The following is a 17,446-nucleotide window of genomic DNA, read 5'->3' as shown; positions in this document are numbered from 1 at the left end:
GCGCCCATCATCGCAGGAAGTCGAGCAGGCTCGGTTGCATCACGCGGGACGTCGCCGCGAGAGAGGCCTGGTAGGCCACCTCCTGCAGCTTCAGGTCCACCGTTGTCGCGGCCAGGTCGGCGTTCTCGATCACGCTCAGCTGGTTCTCGAGCGACATCCCGGCGTCGGACGCCGTCAGGTCAGCCTGTTCGATTCGCTGGAAGCGGGCACCTGCCGCCGTACGCGCACTGGTGATCGTGTCGAGACGGGTGTTGAGCGTGTTGATGGAAGCGCTGATGCCGGCCTGGTCACCTGCGCGCAGGGCGACTGAGAGGGCCTCGAGTTCGGCGAACGCCGATGTGGCGCCGTTGCCGAAGACGTCGGGGCCGTTCGCGTCGACCTTGACCTGGACCCCGTTGGCGACCCGGCGGTTCACGTCACCGAGCGTTCCGACGTAGGTGCCCGTGGCGTCGTACGCCGTGGTGCCGGCGGTGACGCCACCGAAGACCGGGCTGTCCAGGTAGGTCGTGTTGGCCTCGGAGAGCAGGCTCTGCCGCAGGCCGTCGACCTCGATGGCGAGCGCTTCACGGGACACGGGCCCGGAAGCGGCGGCGTTCGCGCCCTGCAGCGCGAGGTCCCGGGCGCGGCGGACCGTGGAGGTGGCGGAGTCCAGCGCGGTGTCGATCTGGGTCAGCCAGCCGATGCCGTCCTGGGCGTTGCGGGTGTACTGCGCCTGGTCGGCCATGGAGCTGCGCAGCCGCATCGCGGCCGTCGTACCCGTCGGGTTGTCGGAGGGGCGGTTGATGACCCGCCCGGTCGAGAGCTGCTCCTGCACGCGGGCCAGTCGCCCGAGGCCCTGCTGGAGGTTGCTCAGCGAACCCTCGGTCAGCATCCGCTGGGTCACACGTCCGATGCTCATCAGCGTCCCACCAGTCCCGTGCGGTTGATCAGGGTGTCGAGGACCTCGTCGAGGGTCGTCAGCAAACGGGCCGCGGCCTCGTAGGCGCGTTGGGCGGTCACCATGTTCACCGTCTCCTCGTCGAGGTTGACGCCGGCCTGCTGCTCCCAGGAGTTGTCGAGGGAGCCGGCCAGCGCGGTCTGGTTGGCGGTCTGTCGCTGCAGCGCCGCCACCTGGGTGCCGAAGCCGTTGACGAGGCGCTGATAGGCGCCCGTGTTGTCGCCGGCATTGCTCAGCGCGTCAGCGTTGTTGCCATCGCGGCCACCGCCGGTGATCGAGGACGCCGCCACCAGGGCGGGATCGGTGATCGCGACCTGCAGGCTGGCCGCACCGACGAGCGGGTCGTAGGAGAAGAACGCACCTCCGGCGGCGCCCGCGGCGTCGTACCCCAGCGCGTGCTGGGCGTTGACGCCCGCAGCCAGATCGGCCGCGATCGCGTCCAGTCCGGCGCGGTACGACGGCAGGGTGGTCGTGAGGATGTCGGTCACCGCGCCCAGCTCTCCGCCGGGCCCGGCCGCACCGGTCGGGAGCGTGGTGCTCCCCCAGCTGGCATCGATGCGGAACGTGATGGGCAGGCCGTCGGCTGCGCCGGTCGGGGTGACCCCCGACGCGACGACGAAGGTACCGGCCTCGCGGCCCGACACGAGGGTCTCGCCACCGATGCTGACGTCGAACTGCCCGTCCGGGCGGACCGTGGTGACGGCGCCGCCGAGTTCGGCAAGCCGCAGCGCGAGCTGGTCACGGCGGTCGCGCAGGGTGCCCGCGTCGGTGCCGTTCTGCTCGGTCACGAGGATCGCCTGGTTGAGGTCGGCGAGACCTGCAGCAGCGGTGTTGATCTCGCTGACGACGTTGTTGAGGTGGACCCGCTGGTCGGCTTCCTCGCCGGTGATGTTGCTGACCTGGATCCGCAGCGCCTGCGCCAGCGTCTCCGCGCGGCCCAGCACCTGCTGGCGGGCGGCGTCCCCGCCGGGGTTCAGGGCGAGGTCCTGCCAACCGTTGCGGAAGTCGAGCATCGCGGCGTACACGCCGTTGGTGCCGGGTTCGCCGATGCCTTCCTCGACCCGGGCCAGGACGGCCTGGCTGGACTCGAGGTAGGACAGCGCGGCGTGCTCACGACGGACGCGGGTGTCGAGCAGCGGGTCCACCAGGCGGCGTACCTCGCCGACCGCGACACCCTCGCCGTGGCCGTCGTAGCGCGACCAGAGCGCTGGGGCGGCGCTGCTGACCGACTCGCCGACGACCCGACGTCGTACGAAGCCATCGGTGGAGGCGTTCGAGATGTTGTTGCCGGCGACGTCGAGCGCCACCTGGTTGTAGCGCAGCGCCGACAGTGCCGTGCTGATGGAACCGAAGGAGCCGACCATGTCACAGGCTCCTGTCCAGCAACCTGCTTCGACGGGTCTCCACGACCGCGGTGCCATTCGGGCTGTAGCTCTCCGTGCCCGTGCCACCGATCGCGAGGAGCGTCTCGCGCGCCGACCGGTAGCCGGCGGTGATCAGGCCGCGGGCCTCCTCGGAGGTCTCCGAGATCTCGCGCGCCAGGTTGATCATCGTGTCGCGGTGGTCCATCAGGATGCCGCGCCACGGGTCGTCGCAGGCATCGGCCAGCGCGGCCAGCGCCGGATTGGGAGCCATGCCGACCGACTCGGCGGCCTCGTCGGCGGCGGTCGCCCGCAGCACCTCGGTGGCGCGGAGGTCCTCGAGGACTTCCTCGATCTCGCGGGTCACGTTGACCAGCCAGCGGGTGCGGCCCGTGGCCAGCACCATCCGCTCGATGTCGAGCTTGTACGCCAGGGTCTCCAGCAGCTCACGCTCGCGCCACAGGACCTGCGACAACCTGTCCATGCCGATCATGTCGACCATTTCCCGACCCTTTCCGTCCCGCCCCGAGATGCCGGTGCTGTTGATCCATCCCATCGCCCGGGTCCCGCAGAACCTGAGCGGTTGGACCGGCCGGGTCCTTGCGCGGTGTCACTAGTGACCACGCCAACCCGGGACCCTTGTCCTGTATTGGTCGGCCAATAGGTCACTCGGGACCGAAATTGCTGCGCCACGCCGTACGGACCCCGGAATGTCATCTTTGTGAACGACAACGAGGGCACCGTCGCCAACGAGACGGACGAACTGATCACCAGCCACATGGCTCTGGTCGGCCACATCGTGCGCGAGACGATGGGCCGCGTGCCGTCGCACGTGAACCGTGATGACCTCACCTCGGCCGGTCTCACTGCTCTCGTCCTCGCCGGGCGGGCCTTCGACCCCGCCCGCGGCGTTCCCTTCGACCGGTACGCCGCCACCCGGATCCGCGGTGCACTGCTCGACGAGCTCCGCTCGGTCGACTGGGCCTCCCGCTCGGTCCGCCGCCGGGCCCGCGACCTCACCGAGACCCGCAGCCGCCTGGCCGGCCTGTTCGGTCGCACGCCGACCGCCGCTGAGGTCGCCCAGTCCACGGGCATGACCGTCGACGAGGTCGCCGCCAACGACGACGACGTCGCCCGCGCGCAGGTGCTGTCCCTCCAGGGATCGACCACCACCCCGATCGAGGAACTGTTGCCGACCCGCGCCCCGTCGCCGGAGGACTTGCTCGAGCACGCCGAGAAGCTGACCTACCTGCGGGAAGCGATCGCCGAACTCCCCGAGCGCCTGCGCGTCGTGGTCGAGGACTACTTCTTCGCCGAGCGCCCCATGGCCGACATCGCCGCCGAGCTCGGCGTCACCGACTCCCGCATCTCCCAGATGCGCGCCGAGGCACTCACCCTGCTCCGCGACGCCCTCAACCACGCGCTCGAGCCCACGCTCGTGAAGACGCCCGGCAAGAACGGTGGCGTCGCCCAGCGACGCCGCGAGTCCTACTTCGCCGCGGTGGCGTCCCGCCACGCCGACAGCGGTCGGCGCGGGGTCACCATCCCGCTCGACGCCGTGGGCTGACCAGCTCCGTCTGACGGCCCGCGTGCCGTCGTACCGAAGTTTTCGGAAGTTCTTCCGGAAAACCCTTCGGTACGACGGCAGGTTGGCCGATCACCAACTCGAAGGGCGACCACGGATGGTCTCCCGGAACATCTGACCTAATCCAGGAGGGAACCATCATGGGTCTTCGCATCAACCAGAACATCGAGGCGACCAACGCTTACCGCAACCTGTCGGTGACGCAGGGACAGCTCTCGAAGTCGATGGAAAAGTTGTCGTCCGGCTTCCGCATCAACCGCGCCGCTGACGACGCCGCCGGTCTCGCCATCTCCGAGGGCCTGCGCTCGCAGGTCGGCGGACTCAAGGTCGCGGTCCGCAACGCCCAGGACGGCGTCTCTGTCGCCCAGACGGCGGAAGGTGCACTCACCGAGGTCCACTCCATGCTGCAGCGCATGAACGACCTCTCGGTGCAGTACAACAACGGCACGCAGAACGTCGACTCGCAGGCAGCCCTGCAGGGCGAGTTCGACGCGCTGAGCACGGAGATCACCCGGATCAAGGACAACACCAAGTTCAACGGTGTCGACCTCTTCGGTGGTGCCGCACTCACCTTCCAGGTCGGCTTCGACAACGCGGACACCATCGACGTCTCCGCGACGGCTCTCGCCGACTTCACCGCTGGCGCCGCTGTGGCCGCCATCGACATCACCGACAGCAACACCCTGCAGGCGGCCATCACCGAGGTCTCCACGCAGCGTGCCGAGCTCGGTGCTGTGCAGAACCGGTTCGAGCACACCATCAACAACGTCAACGTCGCGATCGAGAACCTCTCGGCCTCCGAGTCCCGGATCCGCGACACCGACATGGCGCAGGAAATGATGAGCCTCACCCGCTCGCAGATCCTGTCCCAGGCCGGCACCGCCATGCTCGCCCAGGCCAACTCGGCCCCCAACGGCGTGCTGCAGCTGCTGCGCGGCTGATCTGCCTGAACCGTCGGGAGTTCGCTCCTGACACACAGCACCAACCGCGTGCCGGTGGGGCCACCGGCCTCACCGGCACGCGGGCTTTTCCAAGGACTTCGGAGGATCACCATGGCAGCGACCAGCAGCATCGGCGGACTCGCCAGCGGCCTGGACACCGCGAGCATCATCAGCCAGTTGATGGCGCTCGAGGCGTTGCCGCAGACCAAACTCAAGACGCAGGTCACCACCGAGCAGAGCAAGGTCACCGCGCTGCAGAAGTTGAACACCGCACTCCAGGCGCTGGGGACCTCCGCCGAAGGCATGCGCACCGCCACCACCAGCCCCTGGACCACCCTGGCGGCCACGTCCACCAACACCGGGGTCCGCGTCGCCGCCACGACATCCGCGACGGCGGGCGCCTTCACCGTGAGCGTCGGCCAGACCGCACTGAGCCACCAGGTCGCCTTCACCGACGCCCACGCGAAGACAGACGTCGTCACCGGCGCCACGACCAGCGTGCTCCTGAAGCGGGCCGGCGAGGCCGACCTCCAGATCGACACGGCCGGAGGGACACTCGAACAGCTCGCCGCGGCCATCAACGGCGCAGACGCCGGCGTCCGCGCGACCCTGGTCCGTACCGGCACCTCCGGCGGCACCGACCAGTACCGCCTGCTCGTCGAGTCATCGACCACCGGCGGCGACCAGTCCTTCGACCTGACCGACTCCACCGGCGCCGCACTTCTCGGTGGCGCGACCGTCCGTACGGGTCGCGACGCCAGCATCGACATCGGCGGGATCACCGCCACCTCGAGCACCAACACGTTCGCCGACGTCGTGCCCGGTGTCACGATCACGCTCGCCTCCAACGCGACCGGCACCGCCGACGTCGAGGTCAGCCGCGACGCCGCCGGCGCCGCGGCCTCCATGAAGTCGTTCGTCGAGGGCATCAACGCTGTCCTCGGCCAGATCTCCGCCATCACCTCGACCAGCACCACCGCGAAGGGCGTCCTCGCCGGCGACAGTGCCCTGCGTCGCGTTGCTGGAGCCCTGCAGGACGCGATGTACCCGGCCGACGGCACGTCGATGGCGAAGTACGGCATCCAGGTGGACCGCTACGGCAAGCTCACCTTCGACGCCGACAAGTTCACGACGTCGTACAAGGACGACCCGATCGCCGCTGCCGCCGCCTTCACCGGACCCACAGGATTCACGGCCCGGATCGAGGCAGCGGCCAAGACCGCGAGCGACAAGTACGACGGCAGCGTCACCCACGCGATCACCAGCCACGGCACGGCGATCACCCGACTGAACGAGAACATCGCCCGCTGGGACGACCGTCTCGAACTGCGCCGCACGTCGCTGGAACGGCAGTACACGGCGCTCGAGACCGCGCTCTCCCAGATGCAGGCCCAATCCAGCTGGCTCTCGAGCCAGCTGGCGTCCCTGACCGGCTCGAGCGAGTGAGGAATCACCCATGAACGCCCTGACCGCCCATGCGGCCTATCAGTCCAACTCCGTCGCGACCGCGTCGCCCGCACGCCTTCTGGTGATGCTGCTCGAACGGCTGGTCCTCGACGTCGAGCGTGGACACGGAGCGCAGCAGCAAGGCGACTGGGAGAGTGCGCACCGGAATCTGGTCCATGCCCAGGACATCGTGCTGGAACTGGAATCCAGCCTCCAGGTCGACAAGATGCAGGGTGGCACGGAACTGGCCGCCCTCTACGCGTACCTGCGCAACCAGTTGGTGCTGGCGAACATCCGGCGCGACGCCCCGAAGTCGGCCGAGGCGCTCGAGCTCGCCCGTCAGTTGTGCGAGACGTGGCGTGAAGCCGCGATGGCAGCGGCGCTCCAATGAGCACGCCACCGAACGGCCCCCGTCGCCTGGTCACGTGGCGTGAGGCGCTCGACCGCCTCGAGGCACACGCCGATCACGCGGAGCGGATGCTCCAGGGCCGCCGCGCCCCCGACCAGCCGGCGTGGCAGCCACCCACGGACCTCGGTCCGATCCCCGACGAGTTCCTGCCCCGCGCACGGGTGCTGCTCGAACGCCAGCAGCGCCTGATGTCCGCCATCCCGGCGATGCTGTCCGACACCCGGCAGCAGCAGCGACTGACCGACCGCGTCAGTGACGCGACCGCCACCCGGTCCGTACCCGTGTATCTCGACATCACGGCGTGAGCGCGTGATCGGGGTACGAGAAGGAGACACGGACCGGGGTGACGGTCGCTGCAGTGGGGTGTTCTAGGGCGCGAAGACCGCGTTGTTGTTGATCGCGTCGAACGCGTCCTTGGCGTCGGCCTGCACCGGCTTGGACGTTCCGTACCAACTGCTGGCGCTGACGTACTGACTGGCTGCGAAGGTCAGCATCTGGCTCACCGTGAGGCTGTCTGCCCCACCGAAGGCGGCGCCGACGTCACGGCCCTTGATCATCGTCAGGTCGATCTCGATGTCGCCGAGATTGGTGTTCGGAATGTACTTCTGCGTCGCCAGGGTGCTGTTTGCGTCGGCCGTGAAGTAGACCGACAACGCCGTGGCGAGCATCTGTGCCTTGAGCATCGGAATCATCGACGACGCCGTTGCCTTGCCGATCACCGTGGAGACGTACTTGGCCACGGCCGCGCAGTTGGCGGTTGCGGACAGGTCCTGGAACGGTGCGAAGGTCCGCAGGTAGGTCCCGGAGTTGCAGGTCGTGCCGGTCGACGTGCCGTTGGTGATGAGACCCTGGCCGTTCTTGTTCGTCCAGCCCCCGATGGTGTGGGCGCCGGTGTTCAGCGGGGTCTTGCAGACCTCGACGTCCTGGCTGTCCTCGCCCACGACCGCGTTGTCGTTGGTGACGAACGACGCGGTGTTCGGGTAGACGACGCAGCCCGGGTCGACGAGGTCGAAGTCCCGGGTGTACTGGATGGTCACGGGGGCTTCGCCGGCACAGTAGGTACCGAGATCGCCGGCGTAGGTGTCGGTGAGGTCCGCGCACTCATCGATCGCATTCTCCGTGATCACGATCGGGTCGGTCGTGTCCGTGGCCGAACCCGCGTCGAGGACTGCCTCGCCGAGCAGTTGGACGTCCCACTCCACGGTGACCGTGTTGGTGAGGCCGTCCGCTGGGACGGCGTCCGCGGCGACATCACAGCTGAACGGGAGGACCGTGTCGCCCGGGGCGACCTCGATGTCGTCACCCGCACCAGTCAGCGTGCACACGATCCCGGGTTCCGAGAAGGTGTCGGTGATGTCGGCGACGGCCGCGACGGGGTTCGGGTTCGTGACAGTGACCGAGCCGGTGATCGCAGCCCCGGAGATGTCGCCACCGTCGTGGCTCAGGTTGATGGTGTAGTAGGCGGTGACCGAGCCGGACACACCGCTCAGGGTGCTGTCGTCGACCGACTTCTCGACCAGCCAGGTGTACTTGTTGTCGTAGGAGCCCTCGGCGGTCTTCGTGACGGTCAGCGGGTCCGCGACCGGTGGCGGGTCGTCCTGGAGCACCTTGAACGAGTCATGGGTGCAGTCGTCGCCGCTGACGGGCGCAGTCGGGTCAGGAGACGGCAGTTCGCAGACGCTGGCGTTGTAGACGCCACCACCGTTGGTGGTGTCGTCGAACGGCGCCATCTGGATCCGGAAGTCGTCGAAGGAGACCGGGTGGGGACCAGCGGTCGTGATCGTGCCGTCGGCCGCGACGTGGAAGGTCCGGTCCGCACGGGAGTCCGACGACAGCAGGCCCGGGTCCCCGTCGTTCGGCGTGGACTGGGTGCCCGGAACGTTGACGGCGAAGAAGTAGTCGCCCTCTCCCAGGGTGTGCGGGAGGTTGCTCAACCACACGTCCGTCTTCAGGGCGTAGGCGTTGCAGTTGGTCGGGTCGTCCGTGTCACCCGTGCCGTCCGGGTTGACGCAGAATCCGCTCCCGTCCGTGATGTTGGTCGTGGTCGAGATGGACTGGGCGGCCGCATGGGCGATCGGCGGAGCCGACGTCGTGGCAATGACAGCAGCGCCGGCGACGAGGAGCGCGCCGGAACCGATCTGAGCGATGACGCGACGAGCGCGTCGGTGAGCGCGATGCTGGGACATGTGGTGACTCCCCCATGAAGTCGAGTGGGCTGTGCCCGCACAGCGTCACCACGAGACCTATGGCCGCCGGACCTTCCCCCATCGTGTGCTCCTCGGCGGGGCGTCACCAGTGTCGAATGTGAGGACACCTTCCCAAAACCCTCACCGGCAAGCGGAGCGTTGCCCGGCCGTCAGGCCGCGCGGGAACGCCGCACGGTCGCGGCAATCCGGTCACCCAGCTGTTCCAGCGGGAGTACGTCGTCGGCGAGTCCCGCGCCCGCAACGGCACCGGGCATCCCCCACACGACCGAGCTCTCCTCGTCCTGGACGAGAATCCGGGCCCCAGCGGCTGCCAGCTGCCGGGCCCCGGCGAGACCGTCCTGTCCCATGCCGGTCAGCACCGTCGCGAGCGCGCCGCCGCCGTAGATGTCGAGCGCCGAGCGGAACAGCACGTCGACCGCAGGGCGACAGAAGTTCTCCTGATCGCCCTGGTCGAGTGCGACCCGCACCGGGCCGATCCGGCCGACGCGACTGAGCCGGAGGTGGAAGTCGCCGGGCGCGATGAGGATCTCGCCGGGACGCACCTCCTCACCGTCGGCCGCTTCCCGCACGGTGAGCGCGGAGAGCTTGTCGAGGCGTTGGGCCAGCATCGCGGTGAACACGGGAGGCATGTGCTGGACGACCAGTACCGGCACTCCGAGGTCGGCGGGAAGACGAGGAAGGAGGCGGGCAAGGGCGTCGGGTCCGCCGGTGGAGCAGCCGATGAGGAGCGCACTGACCGGCTGCACGGCATGCGGCTGACGCTCCCGGCGAACGATGGGGCGCGAGGTGCCCGGGGTGAGCTTCCGCATGCCGGCCAGGGCCCGGATCCGCGGCACCAGCTGGTCGCGGATCGCGGCGATGCCGTCGGCGATCTGGCCGGTGTTGGAGGGCTTGGTGACGTAGTCCGACGCCCCCCGCGACAACGCGTCCAGGGTCGCGGTCGCCCCGCGTTCGGTCAGGGTCGAGAACATGATCACCGGCAACCGGGCGTGCTTCTCCCGGATCTGCGTGAGCGCGCCGAGGCCGTCGAGGTTCGGCATCTCGATGTCGAGGGTGACGACGTCGGGCTTGAGCTCATCGACCATGCGGACGGCTTCCACGCCGTCCTTCGCCACGCCGGCCACTTCGATGTCCGGGGCCTGACTGAGCGCAGTGGTGACCAGTCGTCGTACCAATGCCGAGTCGTCCACCACGAGCACCCTGATCTGAGTCACGGCCAAGGCATCGGCCACACATGGCTCGTCATGAGATCTCAGGAACCGCAGTTCCCCGCCGAAGAACCGGACATGACCACGCCCACCGCCTTCACGTCTGTCTCCGCGCTCATCCGGCGCGAGACGTCGATGGTGTACGACGAGGGCAAGGAGTATCTCGTCGAGGCGCGCCTTGCTCCCCTGGCCGCAGCGAAGGGCCTCACCCTCGAGGCGTACGTCGCCCGGCTGGCCTTCGAACCCGACGAACGCCGCAAGGTGATCGACGCGCTCACGATCAACGAGACCAGTTGGTTCCGCGACCACACGCCCTACCAGGCGTTCACGGACGAGATCCTGCCCACGCTCCTCGAACGCCGGTCGACGACCCGGAAACTGCGGATCTGGAGCGCGGCGTGCTCGAGCGGCCAGGAGGCCTACTCGATCGCCATGCTGCTCGACCAGCACCTGCCGGCCGGGTGGGAGTACGAGATCGTCGCCACCGACATCGCAACGACGATGCTCGAGCGGGTGAAGGCCGGCCGGTACAGCCAGGTCGAGGTCAACCGTGGCCTCCCCGCGACCAGCCTGGTCCGCTACTTCACCCGTGTCGGTCGCGAGTGGGAGATCGCCGAACGACTGCGCCAACGGATCACCGTCCGCCACCTCAACCTCGCGGCGCCGTACGTCGGCCTCGGGACGTTCGACATGATCTGGCTGCGCAACGTCCTCATCTACTTCGATGCCCCGACGAAGCAGGACATCCTGCGCCGGATGCTGCCGATGCTCGCCCTCGACGGCTACCTGTTGCTCGGTTCGACCGAGACCACGCTCGACCTGCCGGAGGATCTCGCCGCTGCCTGGCGGCGCGAACCGATCGGCCGGGTGCAGGTGCATCGACGCGCCGGCGCACCCCCACCCAGCACCGCACCCGCTGTTTCGACCACTCCCCTGACCATGACAGGAGCCTGATCGTGCACGCCATGATCATCGACGACTCCCGCGCCATGCGGAGCATCCTGCGCCGCATCCTGGCCGGGCTCGACTTCGAGACCTCCGAGGCCATCCACGGCCAGGACGCCCTCGACCAGCTGCGGTCCGGCCCGGTGCCCGACCTGTGCCTGGTCGACTGGAACATGCCCGTGATGGACGGCTACACGTTCATCACCACCGTTCGTGCGAACCCCGAGTGGCGCGATGTCACGCTGATGATGGTGACCACCGAGAGCGAGCAGCGGCAGATCGTGCGCGCCCTCGCCGCGGGTGCCCACGAGTACGTCATCAAGCCGTTCACGCCGGATGCGATCGTCGAGAAGCTCGAGATCCTCGGCCTGCTCACCGCGGGCTCCACTGCGACGTACGGAGCCCTGACGTGAACGTGCTGAGTTTCTTCGACCCCTCCGCTGCCGACGTCGAGGCACCCGACCTCGACGACGTCCGTTCGGTGACCGAGGACATGTGGATGGCGCTCCTCGGCGAGGGCGAGGCCCTCGTGACCCGCCCGGTGCCAGCCGGATCCCCGTTCGACGCCGCCGGTGCGTGGTCCGCAGCCGTCACCGTGACCGGTGGCTGGCAGGGCGTGGTCACCCTCGAACTCGACGAGGCCATTGCCCGCGAGGTGACCGCCCGGATGCTCGCCATCCCGTCCGTGCACGACGTCCACGACGGCGACGTCGCCGACGCCGTCGGTGAGCTCGTCAACATGGTCGGCGGGAGCATCAAGAGCCTGATGCCCGGGCCCAGCACGCTTTCCCTCCCCTCGGTCGCCGCCGGTCGCGCCGCGTTCGCCAGCGACGTCCGCGAGGTCTGTCGCGTCGACGTCGCCTGGCACGACGGCCCCGTCCGCGTCTGCGTCCACGTCCCCGGCGCCTGAGCGCCCTCCCTGCCCCCACTGGAAGGTCCCGATGAAGATCCTGATCGCTGACGACAGCCGCGTGATGCGGCAGATCGTGATCCGCACCCTGCGCCAGGCCGGCCACGGTGGCCACGACATCGTCGAAGCCGAGAACGGCCGCCAGGCACTCGAGATGGTGCAGACCGAGTCCCCCGACCTGGTCCTGTCGGACTGGAACATGCCCGAGATGAACGGGATCGACTGCCTCGACGCCCTGCGCGCAGCGGGTTCGACCGTCGCGTTCGGGTTCGTCACCTCCGAGGGGTCCGAGGAGATGCGCCAGCGTGCCGCAACCTCTGGTGCCGCCTTCCTCATTGCCAAGCCGTTCACCCCGGAGGCGTTCGACGACGCCCTCCGCACCGTGATCTGAGGTCGCCGTGGTCATTCACCTGCCCCAGCCCAAGCAACTCAAGGACCTGCTCGCCGATCTGCTCGGCCGCGACGTCACCCTGAGTCCCACGACGCCCTTCGCCCCGGCACCCGACACCGCCGCCTCGATCGCCGTGTACGTCGACGACCAGCTCCGGATCAGTGCGCTGATCCTGTGCGACCTGGCCTTCTCGGCCCACGCCAGTGCGGCCATCGGGCTGATCCCCGTCGGTGGCGCCCAGGCCGCGATCGACGACCGCAAGATCACCGATGCGATGGCGGAGAACCTTTATGAGGTGCTCAACATCGCCGCCTCCATGTTCAACGTCGCGGGCGCCGATCACCTGCGCCTGCACGCGCTCCACCCCGCCGGTCCCCCGCTCGACCCGCAACTGCGGATCAGCGCGCTGACCCTGGGTCGCCGCGAGGACCTCGCGGTCGACATCGCCGGGTACGGATCGGGAGCGGTCTCCGTCGTACTCCTCTGACGGCTCCTCTGACGGATCGTCGGACGGGGTTGATCGAACGGTCGGGATAGTCGGGATCAAGTCCCAGCGATCCGGACTCAGGTCGTTCAACGCTCAACCGATGATCCCCGTGAGCACGGAATGCTCAACCCCGCCGAAGGACCGGCACCGACCGTCGCACTCTTCCTGACTTGCTCGATCAGCCAGGAGCGGTGCCTCTCGAGGAGAACCTCGTGTCCTTCGCAGCCACCGACGCCATCGGCTTCGTGTTGCACTCGGCGATCAACGGCCTGTCCACGCGGCAGGAAGTCATCGCGGACAACATCGCGAACGTCGACACCCCTGGGTTCCGCGCCCGCGCCGCCGACTTCGAGTCGACGCTGTCGCGCGCCATCGAGCGTGGCAAGGCCACTGACGTCGGTGTCACCGTCTCTGCGACCGACACCCCCGTCGGCGCCAACGGCAACAACGTCGACCTCCGCAAGGAGTCGATCGCGGCCATCCAGACGCAGTACGAGTACGAGGTCATGGGCCGCGCCATCAGCGACCGGGCCACCCGGATGTCCCTCATGTCGGGCGGTAACGGCTGATGGGCGCGTTCGACACCCTGCGCATCGCGAACACCTCGCTCGGTGCCCACCAGGTCTGGCTCGACGCGCTCGCCGGCAACATCGCGAACGCCAACACCGTCAAGGGCACCGACGACGACGCCTTCCAGGCCAAGTACGTCGTCATGGACCCGCGCGCGGACGGCGGTGTGGACGTCGAGGGCTTCGCCCAGTCCAGCGCCGAGGGCCGGCTGGTCCACAACCCGTCGCACCCGCTCGCCGACGAGGAGGGCTACGTCCGGATGCCCGACATGGACATGGCCTCGCAGATGAGCCAGCTGGTCATGGCGCAGCGCGGCTACCAGGCCTCCGTGCAGGTCACGAAGTCCGCGCAGGACACCTACACCGCAGCCCTGCAGATCGGCCGGTGACCACGATGAGCATCTCTCCGATCAGCTTCCCGCAGATCCCGAACCTGCCCGGCGTCGACGGCATGACGTCGATCGCGAACGCAGCGCCCACCGCCGGCACCTCCGGCGTTGCGGGTCCCACCGGGCCCTCGGGCACCGACACCGAGTTCGGCTCGATGGTCCTCGACGGACTCGACCGGCTCGAGGGGCTGACCGACAAGGCCGACAACCTCGCCGTCCAGGCCGCGACCGGGAAGCTCGAGAACATCCACGACTACACGATCGCCGCCAGCGAGGCCTCGGTCGCCAGCCAGATGACGGTTGCGCTCCGCAACAAGGCCGTCGAGGCGTTCAACGAGATCATGCGGATGCAGGTCTGAGGACATCGAGATGCAACAGAAACTGAACCGCTTCCTGTCGCGCGGATCCGACGCCTTCGCGTCCTTCACGGCCGGCCAGAAGGCCGTCGCCGTCGTCGGTACGGCCGCGCTCCTCATCGCCGCCTTCATGGTGTTCCGCTGGGTGTCCGCCCCGAGCTACTCGCCGCTCTACTCGAACCTCTCGGGCGAGGACGCCAGCGCCGTCATCGAGGAACTCGACGCGTCCGGCATCCCCTACGAGATCTCCGGCGGAGGCGGCACCATCTCGGTGCCCCGCGCGGACGTCTACGGCACCCGGATCACGTTGTCCGGCAAGGGTCTGCCCACCAGTAGCGACTCGGGCTACAGCCTGCTCGACGGCCAGAGCCTGTCGACCTCGGAGTCGCAGGAGCAGACCAACTTCAAGCGCGCGATGGAGGGTGAGCTCAGCAAGACCATCGAGGCGATCGACGGCGTCGACACCGCGGTCGTCCACCTGGCGCTGCCCGAGAAGCAGGTCTTCAGCGACGAGCAGGACCCCGCCACTGCGTCGGTCCTCGTCGACACCAAGGCCGGCGTGACCCTCGACGACGAGCAGGTCCAGGCGGTCGTCCACCTGGTTGCCTCCAGCATCGACGGCCTCGAGCCGAAGAAGGTCACCGTCGCCGACTCGACCGGCAAGGTCCTCACCACCGAGGGCACCGAGGCCGGCTCCGGCGCCGCCACGTCCCGCACCAAGCAGGTGCAGGCCTTCCAGAAGTCCCTGCAGGGCGAGATCCAGGCCGTGCTCGACCGCGTCGTCGGCGTCGGCAACTCCAAGACCGCCGTCACCGCCGACCTCGACTTCGACAAGTCGGTCACCGACTCCCTGAAGTTCGACGTCCCCGAGGGGACCCCGGCCCTGTCCGAGTCGAAGACCAACGAGACCTACTCCGGTGCCGCAGGCGGCACCGACGGAACGGGCGGCGTCGTCGGACCCGACGGCCAGATGGACCCCGCTGCGGCCGGTGCCGACGGGGACTCGTCGTACAAGAACGGCAGCGAGACGCGCGACAACGCCGTCGACAAGACCGTCGAACACCGCGAGACCGCACCCGGCTCGGTCAACAGCCTGCACGTCGCTGTCGTCCTGGACGCCACTGCGGCAGCGGCCATCCAACCCGAAGTCATCAAGGACCTGATCAGCAGCGCGATCGGCATCAAGGCGACGCGCGGCGACACGATCGAGGTCTCCGCTCTTCCGTTCGACCGCAGCGCCGACGAGGCCGCAGCGAAGGAGATCGCGGCAGCGCAGAAGGCCGACGCAGCCGAGGCGAAGAACGCACTCCTGCGCAACGTCGGGATCGGCGGTGGCATCGCGCTCATGGTGCTGCTGGCCTGGTTCCAGGCACGACGCCGGGCCCGCGCTCGCGAGGACGCGACGTCGTACGTCGTCGAACAGCTCAAGCTCGACGCCGCCAGCCGGATGCCGCAGATCGACAGCCCCGCGGTCGCCGTACTCGAGGCAGCGGAGGCGAGCGAGGAGGACGGCTTGCGTGACGACCTGATCGCCCTCGTGGAGAAGCAGCCCGAGGACGTGGCGTCGCTGCTCCGTGGCTGGCTCGTGGAGCCGCGGTCATGACGATGCTCGCCAGCGGCAGTGCCGTGACCGGACTGGGTGTCCGCAAGGCCGCGATCCTGCTCATCCAGATGGGCAAGGACCGCGCCGCCCAGGTGATGTCCCACCTCAGCGACGCCGAGGTCGAGGGCATCTCCGCCGAGATCGCCCGCCTCGACTCGGTGTCCGCCGCCGAGACCGGTCTGGTGCTGTCGGAGTTCCACGACCTCGCAACGGCACACGCCCACATCACGCAGGGCGGGTTCAACTTCGCCAAGCAGCTCCTCGAGCAGTCGCTCGGTCCGGAGCGGGCCAAGGAGATCATGGACCGGCTGCACGCAGCCGCCGTCCAGATGCCGTTCCAGTTCCTGCACCGCGCAGATCCCGCTCAACTGCGGGGATTCATCGCCGACGAGCACCCGCAGGTGATCGCGTTGGTGCTCGCCTACATGGCCCCCGACAAGGCGTCCCTGCTGCTCAGCGGGCTGCCCGCCCACCAGCAGGCCGTGGTCGCCCACCGGATCGCGGTCATGGACCGGACCTCCCCCGAGATCGTCCGCACCGTGGAGACCGTCCTCGAGCGGAAGCTCTCCTCGATGCTCCAGCCCGCCGAGATCTCGCGGGTCGGTGGCGTGGATCCCCTCGTCAACATCATCAACCGCTCCGACCGGCCCACCGAGCGCCAGATCGTCGAAGGTCTCGAGGGCCTCGACGCCGCACTGGCCGACGAGGTCAAGAGCCGGATGTTCATGTTCGAGGACATCATCGGCCTCGACGACCGTTCGGTGCAGCAGGTGCTGCGCCAGGTCGACACCGCCGAGCTCGCCCTCGCCCTCAAGGGCGTCAGCGAGTCGGTGCGGTCCAAGATCACCAGCAACCTGTCCGAGCGCGCCGCCGAGAATCTCCTCGACGAGGTCGAGATGCTCGGCGCCGTACGTCTGGCCCAGGTCGAGGAAGCCCAGCAGGGCGTCATCCGGACCATCCGCCAACTCGAGGAGCAGGGCCAGATCATGGTTCGGCGCGGGAATGACGATGAGTTCGTCACCTGACCTGGTCCGCCCGGAGCTGCCTGAGCTCCGGGTCGGACGCTGGACGCGCCTGGGTGGGCAGAGCGTGCTCGGCGACTCCATCACCGAGACCCTGCTCGACGGCATCGCTGCCGAGGCGCGCGATGCCGCGCAGGCCCAGGGGTACGCCGTCGGGTGGGCCGCCGGTCGTCGGGCCGCTGCCGAGCAGGCGGCTGCGAGCGAACTGCTGCGGGCTGCACGCCACGCCGAGGACGACACCCGGCGGGCCGCCGAACACCGGGCCGCCGTCGAAGCGCTGGCCCAGGCAGCCGAGCAGGTCAGGGGGTTGCTCGGCGACCTGGCCGGTGCCGTCGAATCGCAGGCCGCCGGCCTGGCACTCGCCCTGACGGCCGAGATCGTCGGCATCCGGGTCGAGGCCATGGGCCCGGCCGACGTGGTCGCCCGCGTACTGCAGGTTCTGCCCGCCGCCCCGGTCGGACGGGTCCGCCTGCACCCCTCTCTCGTCTCTGCCGAAGCCGTTCAGGACCTGGTGTCGCGCGGCCTCGAGGTCGTCCCCGACGCCTCGCTCGGCCCCGCCGACGCCCTCGTCGAATCCACCGATGGAGCCGTCGTCGACCTCCGCATCGACGAGGCACTGGCCCGGGTCCGCGAGGTGCTGTCATGACGCGCGACTTGGGGTTTGTGACGCGCGACTTGGG

At 68.9% G+C, this 17,446-nt stretch carries 21 protein-coding genes; 16 read left to right on the top strand and 5 right to left on the bottom strand.

What is annotated here, in order from left to right:
* Positions 1-7 precede the first annotated feature (7 nt).
* The 3 genes from flgL to flgN are packed head-to-tail and all read right to left on the bottom strand — an operon-like array spanning position 8 to position 2,800.
* On the bottom strand, positions 8-898 hold the full coding sequence (gene flgL / locus HRC28_RS07785) for a flagellar hook-associated protein FlgL (RefSeq protein WP_182379554.1): 891 nt from the start codon (positions 896-898) through the stop codon (positions 8-10).
* On the bottom strand, positions 898-2,301 hold the full coding sequence (flgK, locus tag HRC28_RS07780) for a flagellar hook-associated protein FlgK (protein WP_182379553.1): 1,404 nt from the start codon (positions 2,299-2,301) through the stop codon (positions 898-900). Before flgK ends, flgL begins: the two co-directional genes overlap by 1 nt.
* A gap of 1 nt (position 2,302) precedes the next feature.
* A complete protein-coding gene (flgN, locus tag HRC28_RS07775; protein WP_237111742.1) occupies positions 2,303-2,800 on the bottom strand; it encodes a flagellar export chaperone FlgN in 498 nt (165 codons plus the stop codon).
* A 219-nt stretch (positions 2,801-3,019) separates the two neighbouring features.
* Here flgN and HRC28_RS07770 point away from each other — a divergent pair, with 219 nt between their 5' ends.
* The 5 genes from HRC28_RS07770 to HRC28_RS07750 all read left to right on the top strand — a co-directional run bounded on the left by HRC28_RS07770 (position 3,020) and on the right by HRC28_RS07750 (position 6,984).
* Positions 3,020-3,865: a sigma-70 family RNA polymerase sigma factor gene (locus HRC28_RS07770; RefSeq protein WP_237111741.1), complete on the top strand. Its 846-nt coding sequence runs from the start codon at positions 3,020-3,022 to the stop codon at positions 3,863-3,865.
* A gap of 158 nt (positions 3,866-4,023) precedes the next feature.
* On the top strand, positions 4,024-4,824 hold the full coding sequence (locus tag HRC28_RS07765) for a flagellin (RefSeq protein WP_182379552.1): 801 nt from the start codon (positions 4,024-4,026) through the stop codon (positions 4,822-4,824).
* Between the two features lie 111 nt (positions 4,825-4,935).
* Positions 4,936-6,270, top strand: coding sequence for a flagellar filament capping protein FliD (gene fliD, locus HRC28_RS07760; RefSeq protein WP_182379551.1), 1,335 nt, complete (start codon positions 4,936-4,938; stop codon positions 6,268-6,270).
* 10 nt (positions 6,271-6,280) lie between these two features.
* The gene (fliS, locus tag HRC28_RS07755; RefSeq protein WP_182379550.1) at positions 6,281-6,661 is read left to right on the top strand and encodes a flagellar export chaperone FliS; all 381 of its coding nucleotides are present in this window, start codon (positions 6,281-6,283) and stop codon (positions 6,659-6,661) included.
* Positions 6,658-6,984, top strand: coding sequence for a hypothetical protein (locus tag HRC28_RS07750; protein WP_182379549.1), 327 nt, complete (start codon positions 6,658-6,660; stop codon positions 6,982-6,984). Before fliS ends, HRC28_RS07750 begins: the two co-directional genes overlap by 4 nt.
* Before the next feature lie 63 nt (positions 6,985-7,047).
* On the opposite strand, the gene HRC28_RS07745 is transcribed toward HRC28_RS07750, so the two are convergent.
* Together HRC28_RS07745 and HRC28_RS07740 are read right to left on the bottom strand one after the other, a co-directional pair.
* Entirely contained in the window at positions 7,048-8,865 is a 1,818-nt protein-coding gene (locus tag HRC28_RS07745; RefSeq protein ID WP_182379548.1) for a hypothetical protein, read from the bottom strand.
* Between the two features lie 170 nt (positions 8,866-9,035).
* Positions 9,036-10,118, bottom strand: coding sequence for a chemotaxis response regulator protein-glutamate methylesterase (locus HRC28_RS07740; RefSeq protein ID WP_237111740.1), 1,083 nt, complete (start codon positions 10,116-10,118; stop codon positions 9,036-9,038).
* Between the two features lie 54 nt (positions 10,119-10,172).
* Between HRC28_RS07740 and HRC28_RS07735 the strand changes: the two genes are divergently transcribed.
* From HRC28_RS07735 to HRC28_RS07685, 11 genes are all read left to right on the top strand, one after another.
* The gene (locus HRC28_RS07735; protein ID WP_182379547.1) at positions 10,173-11,048 is read left to right on the top strand and encodes a protein-glutamate O-methyltransferase CheR; all 876 of its coding nucleotides are present in this window, start codon (positions 10,173-10,175) and stop codon (positions 11,046-11,048) included.
* Between the two features lie 11 nt (positions 11,049-11,059).
* A complete protein-coding gene (locus HRC28_RS07730) occupies positions 11,060-11,452 on the top strand; it encodes a response regulator (protein WP_202033387.1) in 393 nt (130 codons plus the stop codon).
* A complete protein-coding gene (locus HRC28_RS07725) occupies positions 11,449-11,949 on the top strand; it encodes a chemotaxis protein CheX (protein WP_182379545.1) in 501 nt (166 codons plus the stop codon). Before HRC28_RS07730 ends, HRC28_RS07725 begins: the two co-directional genes overlap by 4 nt.
* Positions 11,950-11,980: 31 nt before the next feature.
* Positions 11,981-12,340, top strand: coding sequence for a response regulator (locus HRC28_RS07720; RefSeq protein ID WP_182379544.1), 360 nt, complete (start codon positions 11,981-11,983; stop codon positions 12,338-12,340).
* Between the two features lie 7 nt (positions 12,341-12,347).
* Positions 12,348-12,827 (top strand): hypothetical protein, encoded by a 480-nt coding sequence (locus tag HRC28_RS07715; RefSeq protein WP_182379543.1) that lies wholly within the window; start codon positions 12,348-12,350, stop codon positions 12,825-12,827.
* Positions 12,828-13,039: 212 nt separating this feature from the next.
* Positions 13,040-13,396: a flagellar basal body protein gene (locus HRC28_RS07710; protein WP_182379542.1), complete on the top strand. Its 357-nt coding sequence runs from the start codon at positions 13,040-13,042 to the stop codon at positions 13,394-13,396.
* Positions 13,396-13,785 carry a flagellar basal body rod C-terminal domain-containing protein gene (locus tag HRC28_RS07705; protein WP_182379541.1) on the top strand — a complete coding sequence of 130 codons (390 nt, stop codon included), beginning with the start codon at positions 13,396-13,398 and terminating at the stop codon, positions 13,783-13,785. Before HRC28_RS07710 ends, HRC28_RS07705 begins: the two co-directional genes overlap by 1 nt.
* Positions 13,786-13,790: 5 nt before the next feature.
* Complete coding sequence (gene fliE / locus HRC28_RS07700; RefSeq protein WP_237111739.1) at positions 13,791-14,144, top strand: flagellar hook-basal body complex protein FliE; 354 nt, start codon at positions 13,791-13,793, stop codon at positions 14,142-14,144.
* 10 nt (positions 14,145-14,154) lie between these two features.
* Positions 14,155-15,744 (top strand): flagellar basal-body MS-ring/collar protein FliF, encoded by a 1,590-nt coding sequence (gene fliF, locus HRC28_RS07695; protein ID WP_182379540.1) that lies wholly within the window; start codon positions 14,155-14,157, stop codon positions 15,742-15,744.
* Entirely contained in the window at positions 15,741-16,769 is a 1,029-nt protein-coding gene (fliG, locus tag HRC28_RS07690) for a flagellar motor switch protein FliG (protein ID WP_182379539.1), read from the top strand. Before fliF ends, fliG begins: the two co-directional genes overlap by 4 nt.
* The gene (locus HRC28_RS07685) at positions 16,753-17,412 is read left to right on the top strand and encodes a FliH/SctL family protein (protein WP_182379538.1); all 660 of its coding nucleotides are present in this window, start codon (positions 16,753-16,755) and stop codon (positions 17,410-17,412) included. The genes fliG and HRC28_RS07685 overlap by 17 nt, the downstream gene beginning before the upstream one ends.
* The last annotated feature ends 34 nt before the right edge of the window (positions 17,413-17,446 follow it).

This window comes from Nocardioides sp. WS12 (genome assembly GCF_014108865.1).
Classification (GTDB): domain Bacteria; phylum Actinomycetota; class Actinomycetes; order Propionibacteriales; family Nocardioidaceae; genus Nocardioides.
The sequence above is the reverse complement of the archived record's forward strand: the minus strand, read 5'-3'. Positions and strand labels throughout refer to the sequence as shown.